The sequence below is a fragment of the Kitasatospora sp. NPDC058184 genome, assembly GCF_042883725.1.
Taxonomy (GTDB): Bacteria; Actinomycetota; Actinomycetes; order Streptomycetales; family Streptomycetaceae; genus Kitasatospora.
Genome location: NZ_JBHVVE010000005.1, coordinates 236,966 through 253,552, shown reverse-complemented (window position 1 = coordinate 253,552; position 16,587 = coordinate 236,966). Strand labels below are relative to the sequence as shown.

16 protein-coding genes are annotated in these 16,587 nt (G+C 75.4%); 8 read left to right on the top strand and 8 right to left on the bottom strand.

What is annotated here, in order from left to right:
• Positions 1–121 precede the first annotated feature (121 nt).
• Positions 122–1,219: a hypothetical protein gene (locus ACFVXH_RS11890; protein ID WP_380738405.1), complete on the bottom strand. Its 1,098-nt coding sequence runs from the start codon at positions 1,217–1,219 to the stop codon at positions 122–124.
• On the bottom strand, positions 1,216–2,118 hold the full coding sequence (locus ACFVXH_RS11885) for an RNA polymerase sigma factor (RefSeq protein WP_380738403.1): 903 nt from the start codon (positions 2,116–2,118) through the stop codon (positions 1,216–1,218). The genes ACFVXH_RS11890 and ACFVXH_RS11885 overlap by 4 nt, the downstream gene beginning before the upstream one ends.
• Before the next feature lie 365 nt (positions 2,119–2,483).
• Here ACFVXH_RS11885 and ACFVXH_RS11880 point away from each other — a divergent pair, with 365 nt between their 5' ends.
• From ACFVXH_RS11880 to ACFVXH_RS11865, 4 genes are all read left to right on the top strand, one after another.
• Entirely contained in the window at positions 2,484–3,185 is a 702-nt protein-coding gene (locus tag ACFVXH_RS11880; protein ID WP_387822559.1) for a hypothetical protein, read from the top strand.
• Positions 3,186–3,358: 173 nt separating this feature from the next.
• Positions 3,359–4,129 (top strand): VC0807 family protein, encoded by a 771-nt coding sequence (locus ACFVXH_RS11875; protein ID WP_387822556.1) that lies wholly within the window; start codon positions 3,359–3,361, stop codon positions 4,127–4,129.
• Between the two features lie 138 nt (positions 4,130–4,267).
• A complete protein-coding gene (locus ACFVXH_RS11870) occupies positions 4,268–5,011 on the top strand; it encodes a tyrosine-protein phosphatase (protein WP_387822553.1) in 744 nt (247 codons plus the stop codon).
• A gap of 76 nt (positions 5,012–5,087) precedes the next feature.
• Entirely contained in the window at positions 5,088–5,846 is a 759-nt protein-coding gene (locus ACFVXH_RS11865; protein ID WP_049657457.1) for a Clp protease N-terminal domain-containing protein, read from the top strand.
• Positions 5,847–5,960: 114 nt separating this feature from the next.
• Here the strand turns inward: ACFVXH_RS11865 and ACFVXH_RS11860 are convergent, their stop codons facing one another.
• Positions 5,961–6,452 carry an NUDIX hydrolase gene (locus ACFVXH_RS11860; RefSeq protein WP_063780323.1) on the bottom strand — a complete coding sequence of 164 codons (492 nt, stop codon included), beginning with the start codon at positions 6,450–6,452 and terminating at the stop codon, positions 5,961–5,963.
• Between the two features lie 118 nt (positions 6,453–6,570).
• Here ACFVXH_RS11860 and ACFVXH_RS11855 point away from each other — a divergent pair, with 118 nt between their 5' ends.
• Entirely contained in the window at positions 6,571–7,002 is a 432-nt protein-coding gene (locus ACFVXH_RS11855) for a hypothetical protein (protein ID WP_387822549.1), read from the top strand.
• On the opposite strand, the gene ACFVXH_RS11850 is transcribed toward ACFVXH_RS11855, so the two are convergent.
• Positions 6,910–7,887: a sigma-70 family RNA polymerase sigma factor gene (locus ACFVXH_RS11850; protein ID WP_117488480.1), complete on the bottom strand. Its 978-nt coding sequence runs from the start codon at positions 7,885–7,887 to the stop codon at positions 6,910–6,912. The genes ACFVXH_RS11855 and ACFVXH_RS11850 overlap by 93 nt on opposite strands.
• A 289-nt stretch (positions 7,888–8,176) precedes the next feature.
• Between ACFVXH_RS11850 and ACFVXH_RS11845 the strand changes: the two genes are divergently transcribed.
• Positions 8,177–9,391, top strand: coding sequence for an IS110 family transposase (locus ACFVXH_RS11845; protein ID WP_387822546.1), 1,215 nt, complete (start codon positions 8,177–8,179; stop codon positions 9,389–9,391).
• Positions 9,392–9,461: 70 nt separating this feature from the next.
• Here the strand turns inward: ACFVXH_RS11845 and ACFVXH_RS11840 are convergent, their stop codons facing one another.
• From ACFVXH_RS11840 to ACFVXH_RS11825, 4 genes are all read right to left on the bottom strand, one after another.
• Positions 9,462–10,739, bottom strand: a complete 1,278-nt coding sequence (locus ACFVXH_RS11840; protein ID WP_380780587.1) for a serine hydrolase domain-containing protein — start codon at positions 10,737–10,739, stop codon at positions 9,462–9,464.
• Between the two features lie 288 nt (positions 10,740–11,027).
• Entirely contained in the window at positions 11,028–11,300 is a 273-nt protein-coding gene (locus ACFVXH_RS11835; RefSeq protein ID WP_049660170.1) for a hypothetical protein, read from the bottom strand.
• Positions 11,301–11,490: 190 nt separating this feature from the next.
• On the bottom strand, positions 11,491–11,757 hold the full coding sequence (locus ACFVXH_RS11830; RefSeq protein ID WP_387822542.1) for a UBP-type zinc finger domain-containing protein: 267 nt from the start codon (positions 11,755–11,757) through the stop codon (positions 11,491–11,493).
• A gap of 38 nt (positions 11,758–11,795) precedes the next feature.
• Positions 11,796–12,722, bottom strand: a complete 927-nt coding sequence (locus tag ACFVXH_RS11825; protein WP_380775679.1) for a helix-turn-helix transcriptional regulator — start codon at positions 12,720–12,722, stop codon at positions 11,796–11,798.
• A gap of 180 nt (positions 12,723–12,902) precedes the next feature.
• Here ACFVXH_RS11825 and ACFVXH_RS11820 point away from each other — a divergent pair, with 180 nt between their 5' ends.
• Positions 12,903–13,664: an SDR family oxidoreductase gene (locus ACFVXH_RS11820; protein WP_049660175.1), complete on the top strand. Its 762-nt coding sequence runs from the start codon at positions 12,903–12,905 to the stop codon at positions 13,662–13,664.
• 68 nt (positions 13,665–13,732) lie between these two features.
• Positions 13,733–16,543: a lysylphosphatidylglycerol synthase domain-containing protein gene (locus ACFVXH_RS11815; protein ID WP_387822538.1), complete on the top strand. Its 2,811-nt coding sequence runs from the start codon at positions 13,733–13,735 to the stop codon at positions 16,541–16,543.
• The last annotated feature ends 44 nt before the right edge of the window (positions 16,544–16,587 follow it).

Sequence of the window (16,587 nt, the reverse complement as noted above, 5' to 3'; positions counted from 1 at the left end):
TCGGGTGGTACTGCTTCCTGCGGGTGGTGCGGTACTTCGGGTGGTGCTGTTCCGGGTGGGCGGCGAGCCCGGGGGGAGTCGCTCGCCGCCCACCCGGAGTCCTGGGGGGGTGCCTCCCGGCCTACTGCTCGTTCCCGGGCCGGGCGGACCTGCTCGGGCGGACGTCCGACGGGGGGACGGCGCCCGGTGGCGGGGGCACGGTCACGCCGGGCTTGCCCGGTCTGGTCCCGTTGCCGCCGCCGTCCTCGCCGTTGCCGCCGCTGGTGGCGTTGCCACGGCCTCCGTTGGCGTTGCCGTTGGCGTTGCCGTCGGCATTGCCTCCGTTGCCACCGCTGTTGGCGTTGCCGTTGCCGCCGCTGTTGGCGCTGCCGTTCCCCTTGCCGGTGCCGCCGCGGCCGGGGTCGCCCGTCGGGGTGCCGGCGCCCTGGTGGTCGCCGTCCTCGTCGTCGAGCGCGGCCTCGCAGTAGTCCGCCACCCGGTCCGCGCCGCCGGCCGCCGTGACCAGCGGGCCGTACAGCGGATCGCCGACCAGCCGGGCCGGGCGGTCGCCCTTGGCCGTACGGTCGGTGAAGCCGGTGCAGAGGCCGAGCAGTGCGGGCGGGACGGCCGAACGGCCGCCGCGCCTCTCGGCGGAGGGGGTGCCGGGCGTCGCGGGGTCGGACGGGACGACCGCCTGCGGTCCGGCGGAGGCACTGCCGGACGGACGGGCGGAGCCGGACGCCACGGCACCGTACGGGGCCGCACCCGCGGACGGTCCGGCAGCGGGCGAGCCCGCCGCGGGACCGGTGGCCGCGTCCTGGCCGGCGAGCGTGTGCTCCGGCGCGGACGGGCCACCGCCCAGGGCGGACGGCAGGTTGCCGGTGCCGGCGGCGACGGCGACACCGCACAGCGCGGTGGCGCCGAGCACGACGGCGGTGGCCTTCGTGCTGAAGGCCCTGGCCAGCGCGGCGGTTGCCATCGATCGTCTCCGGACGGGGGTCACTGTCGGGTCGGGCGTGAGACTCGCCTCCCGGAACGCGGCCAGGGCGGCCTCCTCCCCGGCCAGTTCGCCGGCCGTCGCGGGGGCGGCGGCCGCGGCGAGCACCCGGGCGAGCTGCCCGGGACCGCCGTCCGGTCCGGTGAGCGAGGCGTCCTGCCCGGCCGACGGGCCGCCCACGGCACCACCGAGCAGCTGCTCGGCGGCATCACGGTCGATCCGACGGGATCGGTTGGTGCTCATCTCATGTCCTTCAGCGTCGCGGCCCGGCGTTCTGTCACACCCTGCGGAGAACTTTTTTTCGCGGGTTTCCCCGCGGGTCGCCCGGCGGCCTCGCCCGCGCCCACTCCGGCCGCCGCCGTGTCCGCCGTTCCGTCCACCGTTCCCTCGGCCGTTCCGGCTCCGGCGCCGCCCGTTACCCCGCTGCCCCGGGCCGCCACCTCGCCGCTCCGGGCCGCCGGGATGCCGCCCCCGGACGCGAGCGGCTCGACCAGCTTGGCCAGCCGCCGCAGCCCCCGGTGGGCGGCCATCCGGACGCTGCCGGCCCGCTTGCCGAGCACCCGGGCGGCGCTCTCCGCGTCCAGCTCCATGACCACCCGCAGCAGCACGGCCTCGGCCTGGTCGCGCGGCAGCCGGGAGATCAGGGCCAGCGCGTCGGCGGTGCCGACCGTGGCCAGCGCCGCCCGCGCCGTGTCGTCCCCCGCCGCCAGCTCGACCAGCTGCTCGAAGGGCAGGTCGGCGACCGGACGGCGGCGCCGGGCGCGCAGGTGGTCGAGGGCGCGGTGGCGGGCGATGGTGGCGGCCCAGCCGCGGAAGCCGTCCCCGTCGCCGGAGAAGCCGCGCAGGTCGCGGGCGATCTGCAGCCAGGCCTCGGAGGCGATGTCCTCGGCGTCCTGGGCACCCTCCGGCCGACCGCCGACCAGCACCCGCAGGTAGCGCAGCAGGCCCGGCTGGACGGTCCGGAACAGCAGCCGGAACGCCTCCTCGTCCCCTCCCTGCGCGGCCCGCACCGCCTCCGTCAGATCGGGGGGAGCGGCGGCCGCCGGGCCCGGTGGCAGGCCGGCGGGTGGTACTGGTCCGGACCGGCCGACGGGGCCGTCGGTGCCCGCTCCGGGGCGCTCTGCACTCTGCACCCGCCACATGATGCGCCATTCGGGCGAACACTTCGGCTCCGGCCGAAGGACCGGTCCGGCCGGGGCCAAGGTCCCGAGGACTGCTGCCGTTCGCCCACGGCCCGAACGGGCCCGCCCGGCCTACGTTGTCGGTAGGCGAAGCAGTCCGGGCCGCCGACGCCCCGGACGCCGGGTCCGCCGACGCACCCGGCCCGCCACCCGGCCCCGCCGTGCCCGAGGGCGCACGCACGACCCGTGCGGGCCCCGGTCGCGCGCCCCTCCCCGGCGGTACGAGCCGTCGCGCCGGGGACCGCCACCGGCCGGCCCGGCAGGGGCGGGGAGCCGGCACCGCCGACGCCCTCCACCGGCAGCCCGACCAGCAGGGAAAGACCGCGATGACGACCGCCCACGAGCTCCGCGAGCTCCACGCGAAGGGCCTGCGCGAGCACCTCGCCCCCGCCCTGCGCGCCCTGGGCCTCACCGGGTGGCGCCGGACCTTCAGCCTGCCGGACGAGACCCACTGGCTGCTGCTCGGCCTGGTCGAGCGCCCCACCGCCGACCGGATGCCCTTCACCTTCGACCTCAGCGTGGTCCGCCGCACCGACTGGACCGTCGCGGACCTCCCCGGCCACCGGCCCGACCCGCGCACCCGGTACGGCTTCGAGACCTGGCGGGCCAGGATCGGCGAGGTGCTGCCGGTCGGCGAGGACGTCTGGTGGGAGGTGCTGCCCGGGCCGCGCTGGCAGCTCCCGCTGGACGACGCCGTCGCCGCCGTCCGCCACTACGGCCTGCCCGAACTGCGGCGCCGGGCCGAGGCGGACCGCGCTCCCACCGGCGAGACGTACCTCCTCCCCACCGAGCTGGAGACGGTCAACGCCGCGCTGGAGGCCGCCTCGGTGGCCCGGGTGCGGCGCGCCGAGCTGGCCGACAAGGCCCTGCTGCTGACCGGCGCCTGGACCCGGGGCGACGGCGTCGCCCGGACCGTCCTGGCGGGTGTCGCGCGGGGCTTCCTGTCCGCCGGGGACGAGCGCTTCCGTACCGTCCGCTGCCTGGACACCCTGGGCCGCGAGCTGTGGACCTTCCCCGCCGAGGACTAGGGCCGCCCGGGAGCGGAAAGCCGCAGGTCGGAGGCGGTGTCACGGCGCTCACCATGACAACTGTCACGCGGATGACGCAACGGACGGCACTGCTCTGACGGAGGGTCGGACGGAAAGACTGGAGGCACGACGCGGGCAGTGGCCCGCGGCCACCAGCCGGGGAGGAACCCACCGTGAGCCAGACCGTCAGTGCCGCCGCCGTCACCAGCACCGTCGCCTCCCCGGTCGCCGCCCCGATCGCCGCCGTCACCGGAACCGCCGCCACCGGCGCCGCCCACGCCAAGGCCCCCAACCCGCTGGTCTCCGGGCTCCGCCCGCTCGCCCTCGACGTGGTCGCCCCGCTGGCCGGCTACTACCTGCTGCACTCGGCCCTCGGCCTGAGCGAGTTCGCCGCGCTGGCCTGGAGCACCGCCTTCCCGGCCGCCCGGACCGTCCTCGGCCTGCTGTCCGAGCGCAGGCTCAACCTGTGGGCCTCCCTGATGCTGGCCGTCAACCTGGCGGGCCTGGCGCTGACCTTCGTCACCGGCGACGCCCGGATGATGATCGCCAAGGACGGCGGGCTGAGCGGCACCGTGGCGGTGGCGATCCTGGTCTCCGCGCTGATCGGCCGGCCGGTGATGACCCCGATGCTGATGCCCTTCGTCACCAAGGGCCGGCAGGAGCGCGCCGCCGCCTGGCAGCGCCTGGTCGAGGGCCGGGCGGCCGGGTCGCGGGCCTTCCACCGCCACGAGCGCCTGTTCTCGGCCATCTGGGGCACCGCGCTGCTGGCCGAGTGCGCGGCCCGGGTGGTCGGCGCCTTCACCCTGCCGGTGTCGACCATGGCCTGGCTGTCCACCGTCTTCCTGATCGGCGCGATCGTGGGCGGTTCGATGCTCGGTCAGATCGCGGTCGAGCCGATGGAGCGGCTGGTCGGCACCGAGGCCGAGGCCCCGACCGCCGCCTGAGCGGGCGGCCGCTCCTCCCGCCTCCTTCTCTGAACAGCCGGTTCCGAGGACTCGAACAGCGAGGAACCATCCGGATCTCCCGGGAGTCGTTCATAACGAGGGGGTAACGGGACCCCCGACGAGGAAACGGGGAGCCCCATGAACCGGACGACGCACGCGCCGAGCAGTACCGAGGACCGCACGCTCGTCTGGGACGGCTGCCTGAACGTCCGCGACCTGGGCGGACTGCCCACCGCCTCCGGCCGGCCCACCGCCCGGGGCGCGATAGTCCGGGCGGACAACCTGGACCGCCTCACCGCCGAGGGCTGGGACGCCCTCCTCGACCACGGTGTCCGTACCGTGGTCGACCTGCGCAACGCCGAGGAGTACAAGCCGCTCCTCCCGCTCCCCGACGACGTCGAGCTGATCCGCGTCCCGCTGGACGAGCTGGCCGGCCCCGCCTGGTGGGAGGCCCACGGACAGCTGGACGGCACCCCGCTCGCGCTCCGCCCGTACCTGGACCACTGCCCGCACGCCGCCGCCGCGCTGGTCTCCGCGATCGCCGGCGCCCGCCCCGGCGGCGTGGTCGTGCACTGCGGCGCCGGCCGTGACCGCACCGGCCTGGCCGCCCTGCTGCTGCTCGCCCTGGCTGGGGTCGACCGGGACGCGATCGCCGGGGACTACCTGCTGAGCGGCCCCAACATCCGCCCGCTGTACGGGATGCTGGGCCTGCCGGACCCGTTCCGCCGGATCGACGCGGCGCTCGCCGAGGCCGGGACCACCGCCGAGGCCGCGCTGGCGGCGGCGCTCGACGGGTTCGACCCGGACGGCTACCTGCTCGCGGCGGGTGTCGCGCCCGAGCGGATCGCCGCCGTCCGGGAACGACTGCTGCCGGACGCCTGAGGACGCCGGAACACCGCCCGCGAATAGCGTCAACCGATGGTTGACGATCCCCGGATCGACAACCTACGGTTGACGCATGGAGAATCCCGTTGTTCCCAACAGCACTCCGCTGCGCCTCGACGACCTGATCGCCGCGATCAAGAAGGTCCACCCCGACGCGCTCGACCAGCTCTCCGACGCGGTCATCGCCGCCGACCACCTTGGCGACCTCGCCGACCACCTCATCGGCCACTTCGTCGACCAGGCCCGCCGCTCCGGCGCGTCCTGGACCGACATCGGCCGCAGCATGGGCGTCAGCAAGCAGGCCGCCCAGAAGCGCTTCGTCCCCAAGGACCCGGGCACCCCCAACGACCTCGACCCCAGCCAGGGCTTCAGCCGGTTCACCCCCCGGGCCCGCAAGGTCGTGGTGGCCTCACAGGAGGAGGCCCGCAAGGCGGGCAACCCCGAGATCACCACGGAGCACCTGCTGCTCGGCCTGATCACCGAGCCCGAGGGCATCGGCGCGAAGGCGCTCGCCGCCCAGGGCGTCACCCCGGAGGCCCTGCGGGCGGTGGCCGGCGCCGCCCTGCCGGCCGCCGCCGCCGAACTGCCCGCACTGATCCCGTTCGACGCCGAGAGCAAGAAGGCGCTGGAACTGACCTTCCGCGAGGCGCTCAAGCTCGGGCACAACTACGTCGGCACCGAGCACATCCTGCTCGCGCTGCTGGAGCAGGAGAACGGCCAGGGCGTGCTGGCCGGGCTGAAGGTCGACAAGTCGGAGGCGGAGACCTTCGTCGCGGAGGCGATCGCCGCCGTCATCGCCGCCCGGAACACGGAGTCCGATCCTCAGCAGTGAACCGCCGGAGCCCTGCGCCGGACGGAACTCCCGCCCGACGCAGGGCACTTCCGCCCAGAACCCGGCTCGGACCCCGGCGCAGAACCCGGCGCGGAACCCGGGTCGGCAGTCGGATCAGAAGCCGGAGACGTGGGTGGTGACGATACGGACCCGACCGTCCGCCGCCGCCTCCAGCGCCGCCCGCAGCCGGGCCGAACGGGCCGGGCCGAGCAGGTCCAGCGCCTCCTCGACGGCGGCCCAGCGGTAGTCGTCCAGCTCACCGGCCGGGACGGTCACGGGGGTGCCGTCCGGGACGGTGCCGAAGTCGAACATGAAGTGCTGGGCGGGGTGGTCGAGTTCGGCCGAGGCGTGGGTCCAGGAGATGGCCAGCAGGTCGCCCGCCGCCTGGACGATCCCGGTCTCCTCCTCCAGCTCCCGCACGGCGCACTCGACCGGGCCCTCGCCGAGGTCGATCGTGCCGCCCGGGAACTGCCAGTGCTCGCGGTACCCGGCCTTCACGATCAGGATCCGGCCGGACTCGTCCCGCAGCAGGCAGCCCGCCGCCGCGTAGATCCGGGGCAGGGACGCCAGCCATTCCTCACGGGACTTCAAGGGCTCAGCCGTCACGGTGCTTCTCCTGGGGCAGGGCGGTTCGGTCGTCCCACTCTGCCACCGGACGCCGGACCCGAGCGGCGGATTCGCCCCCGGACCGATGAGTCGGCGGCGCCGCGACGGTCCAACCCGCATGAGGACCACACCGTACGACGCCGTACTGACCTGTGACCTGGGCGCGCTGACCGCCCCTGACCTCGCCCTCGTCGACGCCCTCGCCCGGCTCCGGCTGGCCGCCGCCCGGCACCGGGTGGGCGTGGTGCTGCTGAACGCGAGCGGCCCGCTGCGGGAGCTGCTCGTGTTCAGCGGGCTCGCGGCACTGTTCCCGGGGCCGGACGGTCCACTGGCCGCCGACCCGCTGAACGGCACCCCGCTGAACGGCACCCCGCTGGACGACGACCCGCTGGACGACGACCCGCTGGCCGACGACCCGCTGGGCGACGACCCGCTGGACGACGCGGCCCTGGCGGAGCTACTCGGCCGCCAGCCGGGGCGGGAGGCCGAAGAGCGGGAAGAGCGCCTCGGTGTCCAGGAAGTTGGTGACCCCGGTGATCCGGCCCCCTGACACCTCCAGCGTGATCAGCGACCACGGTTCGTACCCGCCCGCCGGGCTCGGCCGGTACTGGCCGAAGGCCCGGGCGCCGTTGGCCGTCACCGGGAGCAGCCGGGAACCGCGGCAGCCGTGCCCGGGGCCCAGCATCCAGTCGCGGATCTCCTCCTGCCCGCGCAGCCACATCGAGAACGGCGGCATGTTGAGCGTGACGTCCTCGTGCAGCAGCGCGGCGAGGCCGTCCATGTCGTACGCCTCGAAGGCGCGGACGTAGCGGTCCAGCAGCGCGCGGTGGTCCTCGTCCAGCGCGGGGGCCGGCCGGACCGCCGGGGCGTCGGTGGCGAGCACCGCCCGGGCGCGCTGGAGCGCGCTGTTGACCGAGGCCACCGTGACGCCGAGCAGTTCGGCCACCTCGGCGGCCTTCCAGCCGAGCACCTCGCGCAGGATCAGCACCGCCCGCTGCCGGGGCGCGAGCCGCTGGAGCACGGCGACGAAGGCCAGCTTCACCGACTCCCGCTGGGCGGCCACCTCGGCCGGATCCCCCGTCTCGGGCAGCACCCGGCCGTCCGGCGCCGGACCGATCCACGTCACCTCGGGCAGCTGGGTGCCGTGCGCGGCGGCCACCGTGACCGGGCCGGCCAGGTCCATCGGCCGGGCCCGGCCGTTGCGGCCGTTCAGCGCGTCCAGGCAGACGTTGGTGGCTATTCGGTACAGCCAGGAGCGCAGCGCGGCCCGCCCCTCGAAGCCCCGGTGCCCGCGCCAGGCGCGGACCATGGTCTCCTGCACCGCGTCCTCGGCCTCGAAGACCGAGCCGAGCATGCGGTAGCAGTAGCCGGTCAGCTCGGTGCGGTACCGCTCCAGTTGGAGCTCGACCGGCTCCTCCGTGATCACGTCGGCCATCGTGCGCCCGCCCCCGTCGTCCTGCCGTGTGCCCTGGTGAACGCGACGAACGTAGCGCACCCCACTGACATTGATGCTGGTACTCAGATTCCGGTGGTCGTGGCTCGGCCACTGACTGACGTCCTGCTGGACTGTCCTCTGGCTGTTCTGTCCGGCTGCCGGGACCTGTTCTCACGGCACCGGCCGGGCGGAACATGACCTGATAGGAGCTTGGTCCAGAAGCCCCTTCAATGTCCTGTCTGCTCCACCCGGCCGGCGCCGACCTCCGGCAAGGGAAGGCATCACCAGCATGACAGCAGCGGTCGTCGGACACACAGCGGGCCAGGACGTGTTCGGCGGGGTCGACTCCCACACCGACACCCTCCACATCGCCGTCATCAGCGACAACGGCGGCCACCTCGCCGACGCCGAGTTCCCCACCACCGCGGCCGGATACACCGCGGGCCTGGCCTTCCTGAACGCCCACGGCCACGTGACCGCGATCGGCGTCGAAGGCACGTCCTCCTACGGGGCCGGCTTCACCCGCGAAGCCCGCGCGTGCGGGCACCGGGTCGTCGAGGTCAACCGCCCGGACCGGGCCGAACGCCGCCGCATCGGCAAGTCCGACCCCATCGACGCCTACGCCGCCGCCCGCGCCGCCCTGTCCGGCCGCGCCTCCAGCGTGCCCAAGGACGACACCGTCGCCGGCATACGCGCCCTGCACAACGCCGCCCGCTCCGCCGTCAAGGCCCGCACCGCCGCCCTCAACCAGATCGGACAGCTCCTCATCACCGCACCCGAGGCGATCCGCACCCGATACGGGCGACTCAAGACGGCCGAGCGCACCGACGCCCTGGCCCGGCAGCGGCCGGCCGGGGACGCCGTCCACACCGCGGTCCTGACCGCGCTCAAGAGCCTCGCCCGGCGCGTCAAGGAGCTCACCGCCGAACACCAGGCCCTCACCAAAGCCCTCGACGCCGAGGTCACCGCCCACAACCCCGGCCTGCGCGCCGCCTACGGCGTCGGCCCCGACACCGCCGCCCAACTGCTGGTCACCGCCGGAGGCAACCCCGAACGCCTGCGCACCGAGGCCGCGTTCGCCGCCCTGTGCGGAGCCGCCCCCGTCCCCGCCTCCAGCGGCAGGACCAACCGCCACCGCCTCTCACGCGGCGGTGACCGCGCCGCCAACGCGGCCCTCTACCGCATCGCCCTGGTCCGCATGTCCGGTGATACCCGCACCCGTGAGTACGTGGTCCGGCAGACCGCCGCCGGCGGGACTAAGAAGGAGATCATCCGGCTCCTGAAACGTGCCGTCGCCCGGGAGATGTTCCGCTGCCTGACCACCACGGTCACCGTCCCCGGCATCGCCGACCTGCGACCCCTGCGACAGTCCAAGAACATCACCCTCACCGCCGTCGCCAACCACTTCGGCGTCTGGCCCGCCACCATCTCCACCCTCGAACGCGGCCTCCGCCGAGACGACGACCTCGCCAACGCCTACCGCGACTGGCTCACCACCGCTTGACAGCCAATAGGAGCATCAGCGGCGCTCGCGACCGGGTTCGGCCGCTCCGGCCGCCCGGGAGCGGCGGGGCTCAGTGCTGCCCGTACGCCTGGCCGGAGCCGAAACCGGTGGTCACCAGCTTCCACAGGGTGGGGAACTCCTCGCCGGTGATGCCGGTCGGATTGAGCCCGATGACCACGCTGCGGGAGAAGTCGCGGGTGGCGAAGACGCCGGTGGTGTAGCCGGGCCGGGAGCCGTTCTTGCCCCAGACCTCGGTGCCGTTCGGCAGGACGGTGCGCAGCAGGCCGGCCGTGCTGTAGCAGGCGTGCCCGGCGGTCGGGCCGATCTCGCAGTTCTTGTTGTGGTCGTTCAACAGCTCCGGGACGGCGAACACCTCGGCCTGCTGGGCGGGCCGCAGCAGCCGGCCGCGGTAGAGCGCCTCGAAGAACCGCTCCAGGTCGGCGGCGGAGGAGATCATGCCGCCCTCGGCCCACGGGTACGGGCTCTGCTCGGTGACGTCCACCCGGGCGGTGCTGCCGTCGGCGTTCCGGACGTCCACGTAGCCGGTGGCGTGCGGGCCGCGGATGGTCAGGTCGTCGGCGGCCGGGACGTAGGTGGCGTGCAGGCCGAGCGGGCCGGTGATGCGCCGCCGCACCTGGTCGGCGTAGTCGTCTCCGGTGACCTTCTCGATCACCAGCGCGGCGACGAAGTAGTTGTTGCCGTTGTACTGCTGGGCGGCGCCGGGCTCGAAGCTCCTCGGCTGGGTGAGCATGTCCGCCACCACCTGCTGCGGGCTGTAGGAGACCGCCTTGTGCGCGGCGAACCACGCCGTGCTGCCGTCCCCGGAGGTCATCCCGCCACCCCCGGGCAGGCCGCTGGTGTGGTTGAGCAACTGCCGTACGGCGACCGGCGGGTAGCCGGCCGGCAGCAGTCCGGGCAGGTACTGCTGGACGGTGCCGTCCAGGTCCACCCTGCCCTCGCCGGCGAGCTGGAGCAGCACCGTCGCGGTGAACACCTTGGTGACGCTGCCGATCCGGAACCGGGCGTTCGCCGGCACGTCCTCCCCCGAGGTGCCGCGCCACCGGGCGTCCTGGCCGCCGACCCGGACCAGCGCGCCGGTGACGCCAGCGGGCAGCGAGTGGAGGGTCTCGGCGAGCGACTCCCGGTCCAGCGGACCGGGGCGGGCCGTGGCGGAGGCGGTGGTGTCGACGGCACTCGGAGAGGTGGCCGGGGAGGTAGTCGGGGAGGCGGCCGCGGCCAGGGCCGGGGTCGCGGCGCCGATCGTGGCGACGCCGACGGTGGCGGCGGCGAGCAGCGCTCCGGTCGCCACGAGGACGGACCAACGACCGGTACGGGCAGGGCTGTTCATGGGGAGTCTCTCCAACGGCGGCTCGCCCGGCGGGAGTCGGACCGCCCTGGTCGGCGGCCCGCCCGGCCGACGGCGGCTCGGGCACTCGGACAGGAGAGAGTCTTCGGGACGGCCTCGGGCCGCGACATCCGGGAACGGCCCCGAACCTTCCCCGAGCGCATCCCTGACAACGCGTCAGGGATCAAGGGACCGCGGGTCGGGGTCGGGCGTCGGGGTCGGGCGTCGGGGAATCACGCGGCGGGGGCGGGCGGCCGCGATCCGGCCACCCGCCCCCGCACGCGTCGCGACTCAGTGGGCGGAGTGCTTCTCCGCGCCACGGTGCCGGTGCCCCTTGAGCTCGGCGTGCATCGCCGGGGCCGCGTGCGCCGTCGCGCCCGCCGCGTCCCGGCCGCCGTGCCGGAAGGCCTCACCGACGCCGTACCCGGCGGCGGCGTAGGACATCGAGCCGGCGCTGGGCTCCGGCGCGAGCCGGGTGGGCGGGCTCGCCATGCCCCGGCGCTCCAGCAGGTCCTGGGTGCCCTGGCGGAGCTTGGCGGTGCTGCCGGGCGTTCGCTTGGTCATCGTCGGCCTCCCTTCGTCGGCCTCCGGGCCGGACGGATGCCGGCCGGAGGGGCCGCACGGGCGTTATGTCCGGATTTTATCCGGCTTGCGGGCCCGTGCCACTGCGGAGAAGCCGATCTGCCGCTACGGGGGCGGGGGTGGGCGCCGTACGCGCGGGGGCAGGTGGAGGCGCCGCACGGGGCCGGCCGCCTCAGCCCATGACCTCGTGGACGAAGCACCAGCGCCAGTCCTCCCCCGGCTCGTACGAGCGGATCACCGGGTGGGAGGAGTTGTGGAAGTGCGCGGTCGCGTGCCGCTGCGGCGAGAAGTCGCAGCAGCCGATGTGACCGCAGTCCAGGCAGATCCGCAGGTGCACCCAGTCCCGCCGGCCCAGCGCCAGGCAGTCGGCGCAACCGTCGGCGGGCGGCCGGGGCTCGATGTCCTGAGGAGCCAGAGCGAGGTCTTCGCAGGCGCTCATGACTGAAAGGCTATGCCGCCCCGGCGCGGATCGCCCGCTCAGGGCGCTTCCGCCCCCTCGGCGGCCGCCCCGTCCGTTCCCGCACCCTCGGTCACCGCTCCCGCGCCCCCGGCCGCCGCTCCCGGAGCCGTCCAACTCGCCAGCAGGGCCAGCTTCTGGGCGGTGGGCGAGTCCGCCGGGGCGGTGTAGACGACCAGCAGCTGCTCCGGCGAGCCGTTGACGCCCAGGGTCTCGTAGCCGAAGTCGAGTCCGCCGACCAGCGGGTGGTTCACCTGCTTGACCCCGTGGGTCTTCTCCCGCACCAGGTGGTCCGCCCAGAGCCGGACGAACTCCGCGCTGCGCAGCGACAGTTCGCCCACCAGGGCGGCCAGCTCCGGGTCCTCCGGGTGCAGTCCGGCGTCCCGGCGCAGGAAGGCGACGGTCTCGGCGGCGACCGCGTCCCACTGCCCGTAGTACTCCCGGGCGGACGGGTCGAGGAAGGCGTGCCGGGCCTGGTTGGGCAGACCGTCCGGGCCGGCGTCGGAACGCGTGGAGAAACCGTTCACCGCGTCGCCCAGCGCGTTCCAGGCCAGCACGTCCATCCGGCGGCCCAGCACGAAGGCCGGCACCCCGGTCATCAGGTCCAGCAGCAGCCGCGTCCCCGGCCGGACCCGCTGCCGCCCCCGCACCCGGGCGGCGGAGGCCGCCGGCGCCTTGGGCGGACGGACCAGCGAGCGCAGGTGCGCGGCCTCCACCCCGTCCAGCCGCAGCACCCGGGCCACCGCGTCCAGCACGGCGTCCGAGGCGCTGCCGCCCCGGCCCTGCTCCAGCCGGACGTAGTAGTCGACGCTGACGCCCGCGAGCTGTGCCACCTCCTCCCGGCGCAGGCCCCGCACCCGGCGGCGGCCGTGCGAGGGCAGGCCCACCTCCTCCGGCAGGATCCGGGCCCGGCGCGAGCGGAGGAAGTCCCCCAGGGTGTTCTCCATGCCGGGCAGGGTAGCCCCGGAGGGGTGCCCCGAGGGTGGCACCGGTTTTCCCAGGCTCCCCGGTCCCGGGATGGCCCGTCCCAGGACGGCGGTGCCCGGGAGGAACGCACCCCTGGGTAGCCGGTCGCGGCCCGCGCAGAGTGGTCGGCGTCAGCCCGGCCGAACCCTCTGGAGCCCCCGATGAGCCACCCGTCCCTCGCCGCCCGCACCGCCGTCGTCACCGGAGCCGCCAGCGGCATGGGCGCCGCCACCGCCCGGCTGCTCGCCGCCTCCGGCGCCCGGGTCGCCCTGCTCGCCCGCCGCACCGAGCGGCTGGACTCCCTCGCCGAGGAGATCGCCGCCGCGGGCGGGCAGGCCCTCGCCGTCACCGCCGACGTCACCGACCAGGCCTCGGTGGACGCCGCCGCGAAGGCCGTCCACGACGCCTACGGCCCGGTCGACCTGGTCGTCAACAACGCCGGGGTGATGCTGCCCAACCCGCTCGCCGACGGCCGGATCGACGAGTGGACCCGCATGGTGGACACCAACCTCACCGGCGCGCTGCGGATCGTCCGCGCCTTCGGCTCCGACCTCACCGCGGCCGCCGCCGAGGGCCGCACCGCCGACCTGGTCAACGTCTCCTCGATCGCCTCGCACGTGGTCTTCCCCGACTACGCGGTGTACGGGGCCACCAAGGCCGCGCTCACCCAGCTGTCCGCCGCCCTGCGCAGCGAGTTCGGCCCGCGCGACGTCCGGGTCAGCGCGATCGAGCCCGGACTGACCGACACCGAACTCGCCGGGCACATCGACAACCCGGTGCTGCGCGAACAGCTCGGCGGCATGTTCGACGCCATCCCGGCACTCGCGGCCGAGGACGTCGCCGACCTCATCGCGTACACCGTCAGCCGCCCCCGGCACGTCAACCTGCGCCACCTGGTCGTCCTGCCGACCCGCCAGGCCTAAGGCCCCGTCGTACCGGCACTGCGCAATCCCCACTCCTCGCCCACGGGTGGCATGGGAGCATGCCATCCGTGGCGATCGTGACGGGGAGAACGGACGGCGACACCGGCGGGGGCGACCCGGGCGGTGCGCCCGCGCGGCGGAAACGCGGCAGCGGTGACAGCGCCCGCGACGACGAACGGACCGGCGCACCGGCCGACGGCGGCGACGAACGGACCGGGGTACCGGCCGACGGCGGCACCGGAACGGCCACCGCCCGGATACCCGAGCAGACCGGCCCCGGACCCGGCCGGTTCCGGGCCCGCCCGCTGCCCGCCACCGACCGGGTCCGGCAGCCCGTCGCCCTGATCCGGCTGATCGGCGGCCTGTTCGCCATCGCCCTCACCCTGCTGCTCGCCGACTACGCCCGAGCCACCACCGGCGGCATCGCCGCCGACGTCGCCGAGGCGGCCGCGCTGGTGCCGCGCCCGCTGGCGAGCCTGGCCGGCGGGCTCACCACCGCCGCCGTCCTGCTGCTCCCGGTGGGCCTCGCCGTCCGCCGGCTGCTGGGCCCCGACCGGCGGCGCGCCGTCCAGCAGGTCTCCGACGGACTGCTCGCCGCCGTCCTCGCGTACGGCGCCACCCTCGGCCTGGACCTGTGGGCCGACGACCTCGCCCCGCTCTCGCTGCTCACCGCGCTCACCCACGCGCTGCCCGACGGCGGACTCGGGCACACCGAGCCCGTCTACGGCTACCTCGCGCCGGTCCTCGCCTTCATGACCGCCTCCGGCAGCCGGGAACGCCGCCTGCCCTGGACCGTCCTCGCCCTCTCCGGCCTCGCCGGACTGACCGGCGGGTACGCCACCCCCACCGCGCTCCTGCTCGGGCTGCTGATCGGCTGGACCGGCGCCCACGGCACCCTGTACGCGGTCGGCACCCCCGACCCCTGCCCCCGGCCCGGCGAGGTCCTGCGCGCCCTGCGCGACAGCGGCCTGCGCCCGGTCGAGGCCCAGCCGGCCGGCCCCGACCGCTACCTGGTCCGGCAGGCCGACGACCGCCCCGACCTCGACGTCCAGCTCCTCGACCGGCAGGCCGTCACCGCCGCCGCCGTCCAGCGCGCCTGGCGCCGGCTGCGGCTGCGCACCGCCCCCGACCCGCGCGTCCTGCGCTCCCCCCGCACCGGGCTGGAGCACGAGGCCCTGGTCGCGTACGCGGCCCTCGCGGCCGGCGTCCGCACCCGCCGCATCGCCGCCACCGCCGGCATCGGCCAGGACACCGCCCTCATCGCGTACGAGCGGCTGGCCGGGCGCACCCTGGACGAGCTCCCCGACGAGGAGATCACCGACGAGCTGCTCACCGACGCCTGGCGGCAGCTCGCCCTGCTCCAGCGCCGCGAGATCGCCCACCGCGCCCTCGTCCCCTCCTCCCTGCTGATCGACGACTCGGGCGCGGTCCACCTGGTCGACTTCGCCGACGGCGACATCGCCGCCACCGAACTCGTCCTCCACTGCGACCTCGCCCAGCTCCTCACCACCCTCGCCCTGCGCGCCGGCGCCGCCCGCTCCGTCCGCACGGCCACCGCCGTCCTCGGCCCCGACCCCGTCGGCGCCGCGCTCCCCCTGCTCCAGCCCATCGCCCTCACCCACACCACCCGCCGCGCCCTCAAACAGCACGCGAAGCACACCGGCGCCCGGGCCGCCGAGCCGTCGGGCGGTCCGGCCGGTGCGGGCGGTGCCGACGTTGCCGGTGGTGCGGCCGGGGGCGGGGACGCGGTCGCGGCCGAGGCCGGCTCCCCCACCGGCGGCGCCGGGCCCGTCGCCACCACCGCTTCCCCGGCGCCCCCGGAGGCCACCACCACCGAGTCGGCCCCCGAGCACCACACCCCCGCCCCCAGCGGCCTGCTCGACGAGATCCGCGCCGAGGTCCTGCGCACCCGCCCACGGGTGGTGGGCCGACCGGTGCGGCTGGAGCGGCTGCGGCCGCGGACCCTGCTGGTCGTCGTGGGCGGGGTGGTGGCCGGCTGGCTGCTGATCCCGCAGCTGTTCGCGGCGGAGGACAACCCGGTCTCCGCGCTGGCGGACGCCGATCCCTGGTGGCTGCTGCTGGCGCTGGCCGCGGCGGCGGCCAGCCACGTCGCGGCGGCGATGGGCTTCGTGGGCTTCGTCCCGGAGCGGCTGGACTTCCGCAACGCGGTACTGGCGCAGGTGGCCGGGTCGTTCGTGAAGCTGGTGTCGCCCGGCGGCGTCGGCGGGATCGCGCTGAACACCCGCCTGTTGCAGCGGGCCGGGATCCCGACCGCGCAGGCGCTGTCCAGCGTCGGCGTCGGGAACCTGATCGGGCTGGTGCTGCACCTGTTGCAGCTCGGCGCCTTCGTCTACCTCCTGGACTTCGTCCCGGGCAGCTCCGAGCTGGACGCGCTGCCCGCGGTGGTCGGCGGGCTGGCGGGGGCGGCGGCGCTGCTCGCGGTGGTGTCGGCGATCCCGGCGGCCCGGCGGTGGCTGGCGACGCGGCTGCGGCCGCTGACGGCCGAGGTGGTACCGCGCCTGCTGGACCTGCTGCGCAGCCCGTCCAAACTGGCGGTGGGGGTGACCGGGCAGCTGCTGGTGTCGATCTGCCTGATCACCTGCCTGTACTGCTGTGTCCGGGCGATCGGCCGGGAGCCGTCCTTCGCCGCGGTCGCGGTGGTGTTCCTGGTGGGCAACGCGGTGGGCAGCGCGGCGCCGACCCCGGGCGGGGCCGGTGCGGTGGACGGGATGCTGCTCACGCTGCTCCAGCAGACCACGTCGATGGAGCCGGGCGGCGAGCTGGCCGCGGTGGCGCTGTTCCGCCTGCTGACGCTGATCCTGCCGGTGCTGCCGGGCTGGGCGGCCCTGGCCTGGCTGCAACGGCGCCGGGCCCTGTAGCCGCTCCGGGGCCCCTCCGCTCCCGCTCCGCTCCCTGGGACCCC

Excerpts from the sequence above, each read along its gene's own strand:
- ACFVXH_RS11840 (WP_380780587.1), bottom strand. The coding sequence starts at position 10,739 with ATGAACAGCCCTGCCCGTACCGGTCGTTGGTCCGTCCTCGTGGCGACC.
- ACFVXH_RS11830 (WP_387822542.1), bottom strand. The coding sequence starts at position 11,757 with ATGAGCGCCTGCGAAGACCTCGCTCTGGCTCCTCAGGACATCGAGCCC.
- ACFVXH_RS11885 (WP_380738403.1), bottom strand. The coding sequence starts at position 2,118 with ATGTGGCGGGTGCAGAGTGCAGAGCGCCCCGGAGCGGGCACCGACGGC.
- ACFVXH_RS11825 (WP_380775679.1), bottom strand. The coding sequence starts at position 12,722 with ATGGAGAACACCCTGGGGGACTTCCTCCGCTCGCGCCGGGCCCGGATC.
- ACFVXH_RS11855 (WP_387822549.1), top strand. The coding sequence starts at position 6,571 with ATGAGGACCACACCGTACGACGCCGTACTGACCTGTGACCTGGGCGCG.
- ACFVXH_RS11845 (WP_387822546.1), top strand. The coding sequence starts at position 8,177 with ATGACAGCAGCGGTCGTCGGACACACAGCGGGCCAGGACGTGTTCGGC.
- ACFVXH_RS11890 (WP_380738405.1), bottom strand. The coding sequence starts at position 1,219 with ATGAGCACCAACCGATCCCGTCGGATCGACCGTGATGCCGCCGAGCAG.
- ACFVXH_RS11880 (WP_387822559.1), top strand. The coding sequence starts at position 2,484 with ATGACGACCGCCCACGAGCTCCGCGAGCTCCACGCGAAGGGCCTGCGC.
- ACFVXH_RS11865 (WP_049657457.1), top strand. The coding sequence starts at position 5,088 with ATGGAGAATCCCGTTGTTCCCAACAGCACTCCGCTGCGCCTCGACGAC.
- ACFVXH_RS11870 (WP_387822553.1), top strand. The coding sequence starts at position 4,268 with ATGAACCGGACGACGCACGCGCCGAGCAGTACCGAGGACCGCACGCTC.
- ACFVXH_RS11835 (WP_049660170.1), bottom strand. The coding sequence starts at position 11,300 with ATGACCAAGCGAACGCCCGGCAGCACCGCCAAGCTCCGCCAGGGCACC.
- ACFVXH_RS11850 (WP_117488480.1), bottom strand. The coding sequence starts at position 7,887 with ATGGCCGACGTGATCACGGAGGAGCCGGTCGAGCTCCAACTGGAGCGG.
- ACFVXH_RS11820 (WP_049660175.1), top strand. The coding sequence starts at position 12,903 with ATGAGCCACCCGTCCCTCGCCGCCCGCACCGCCGTCGTCACCGGAGCC.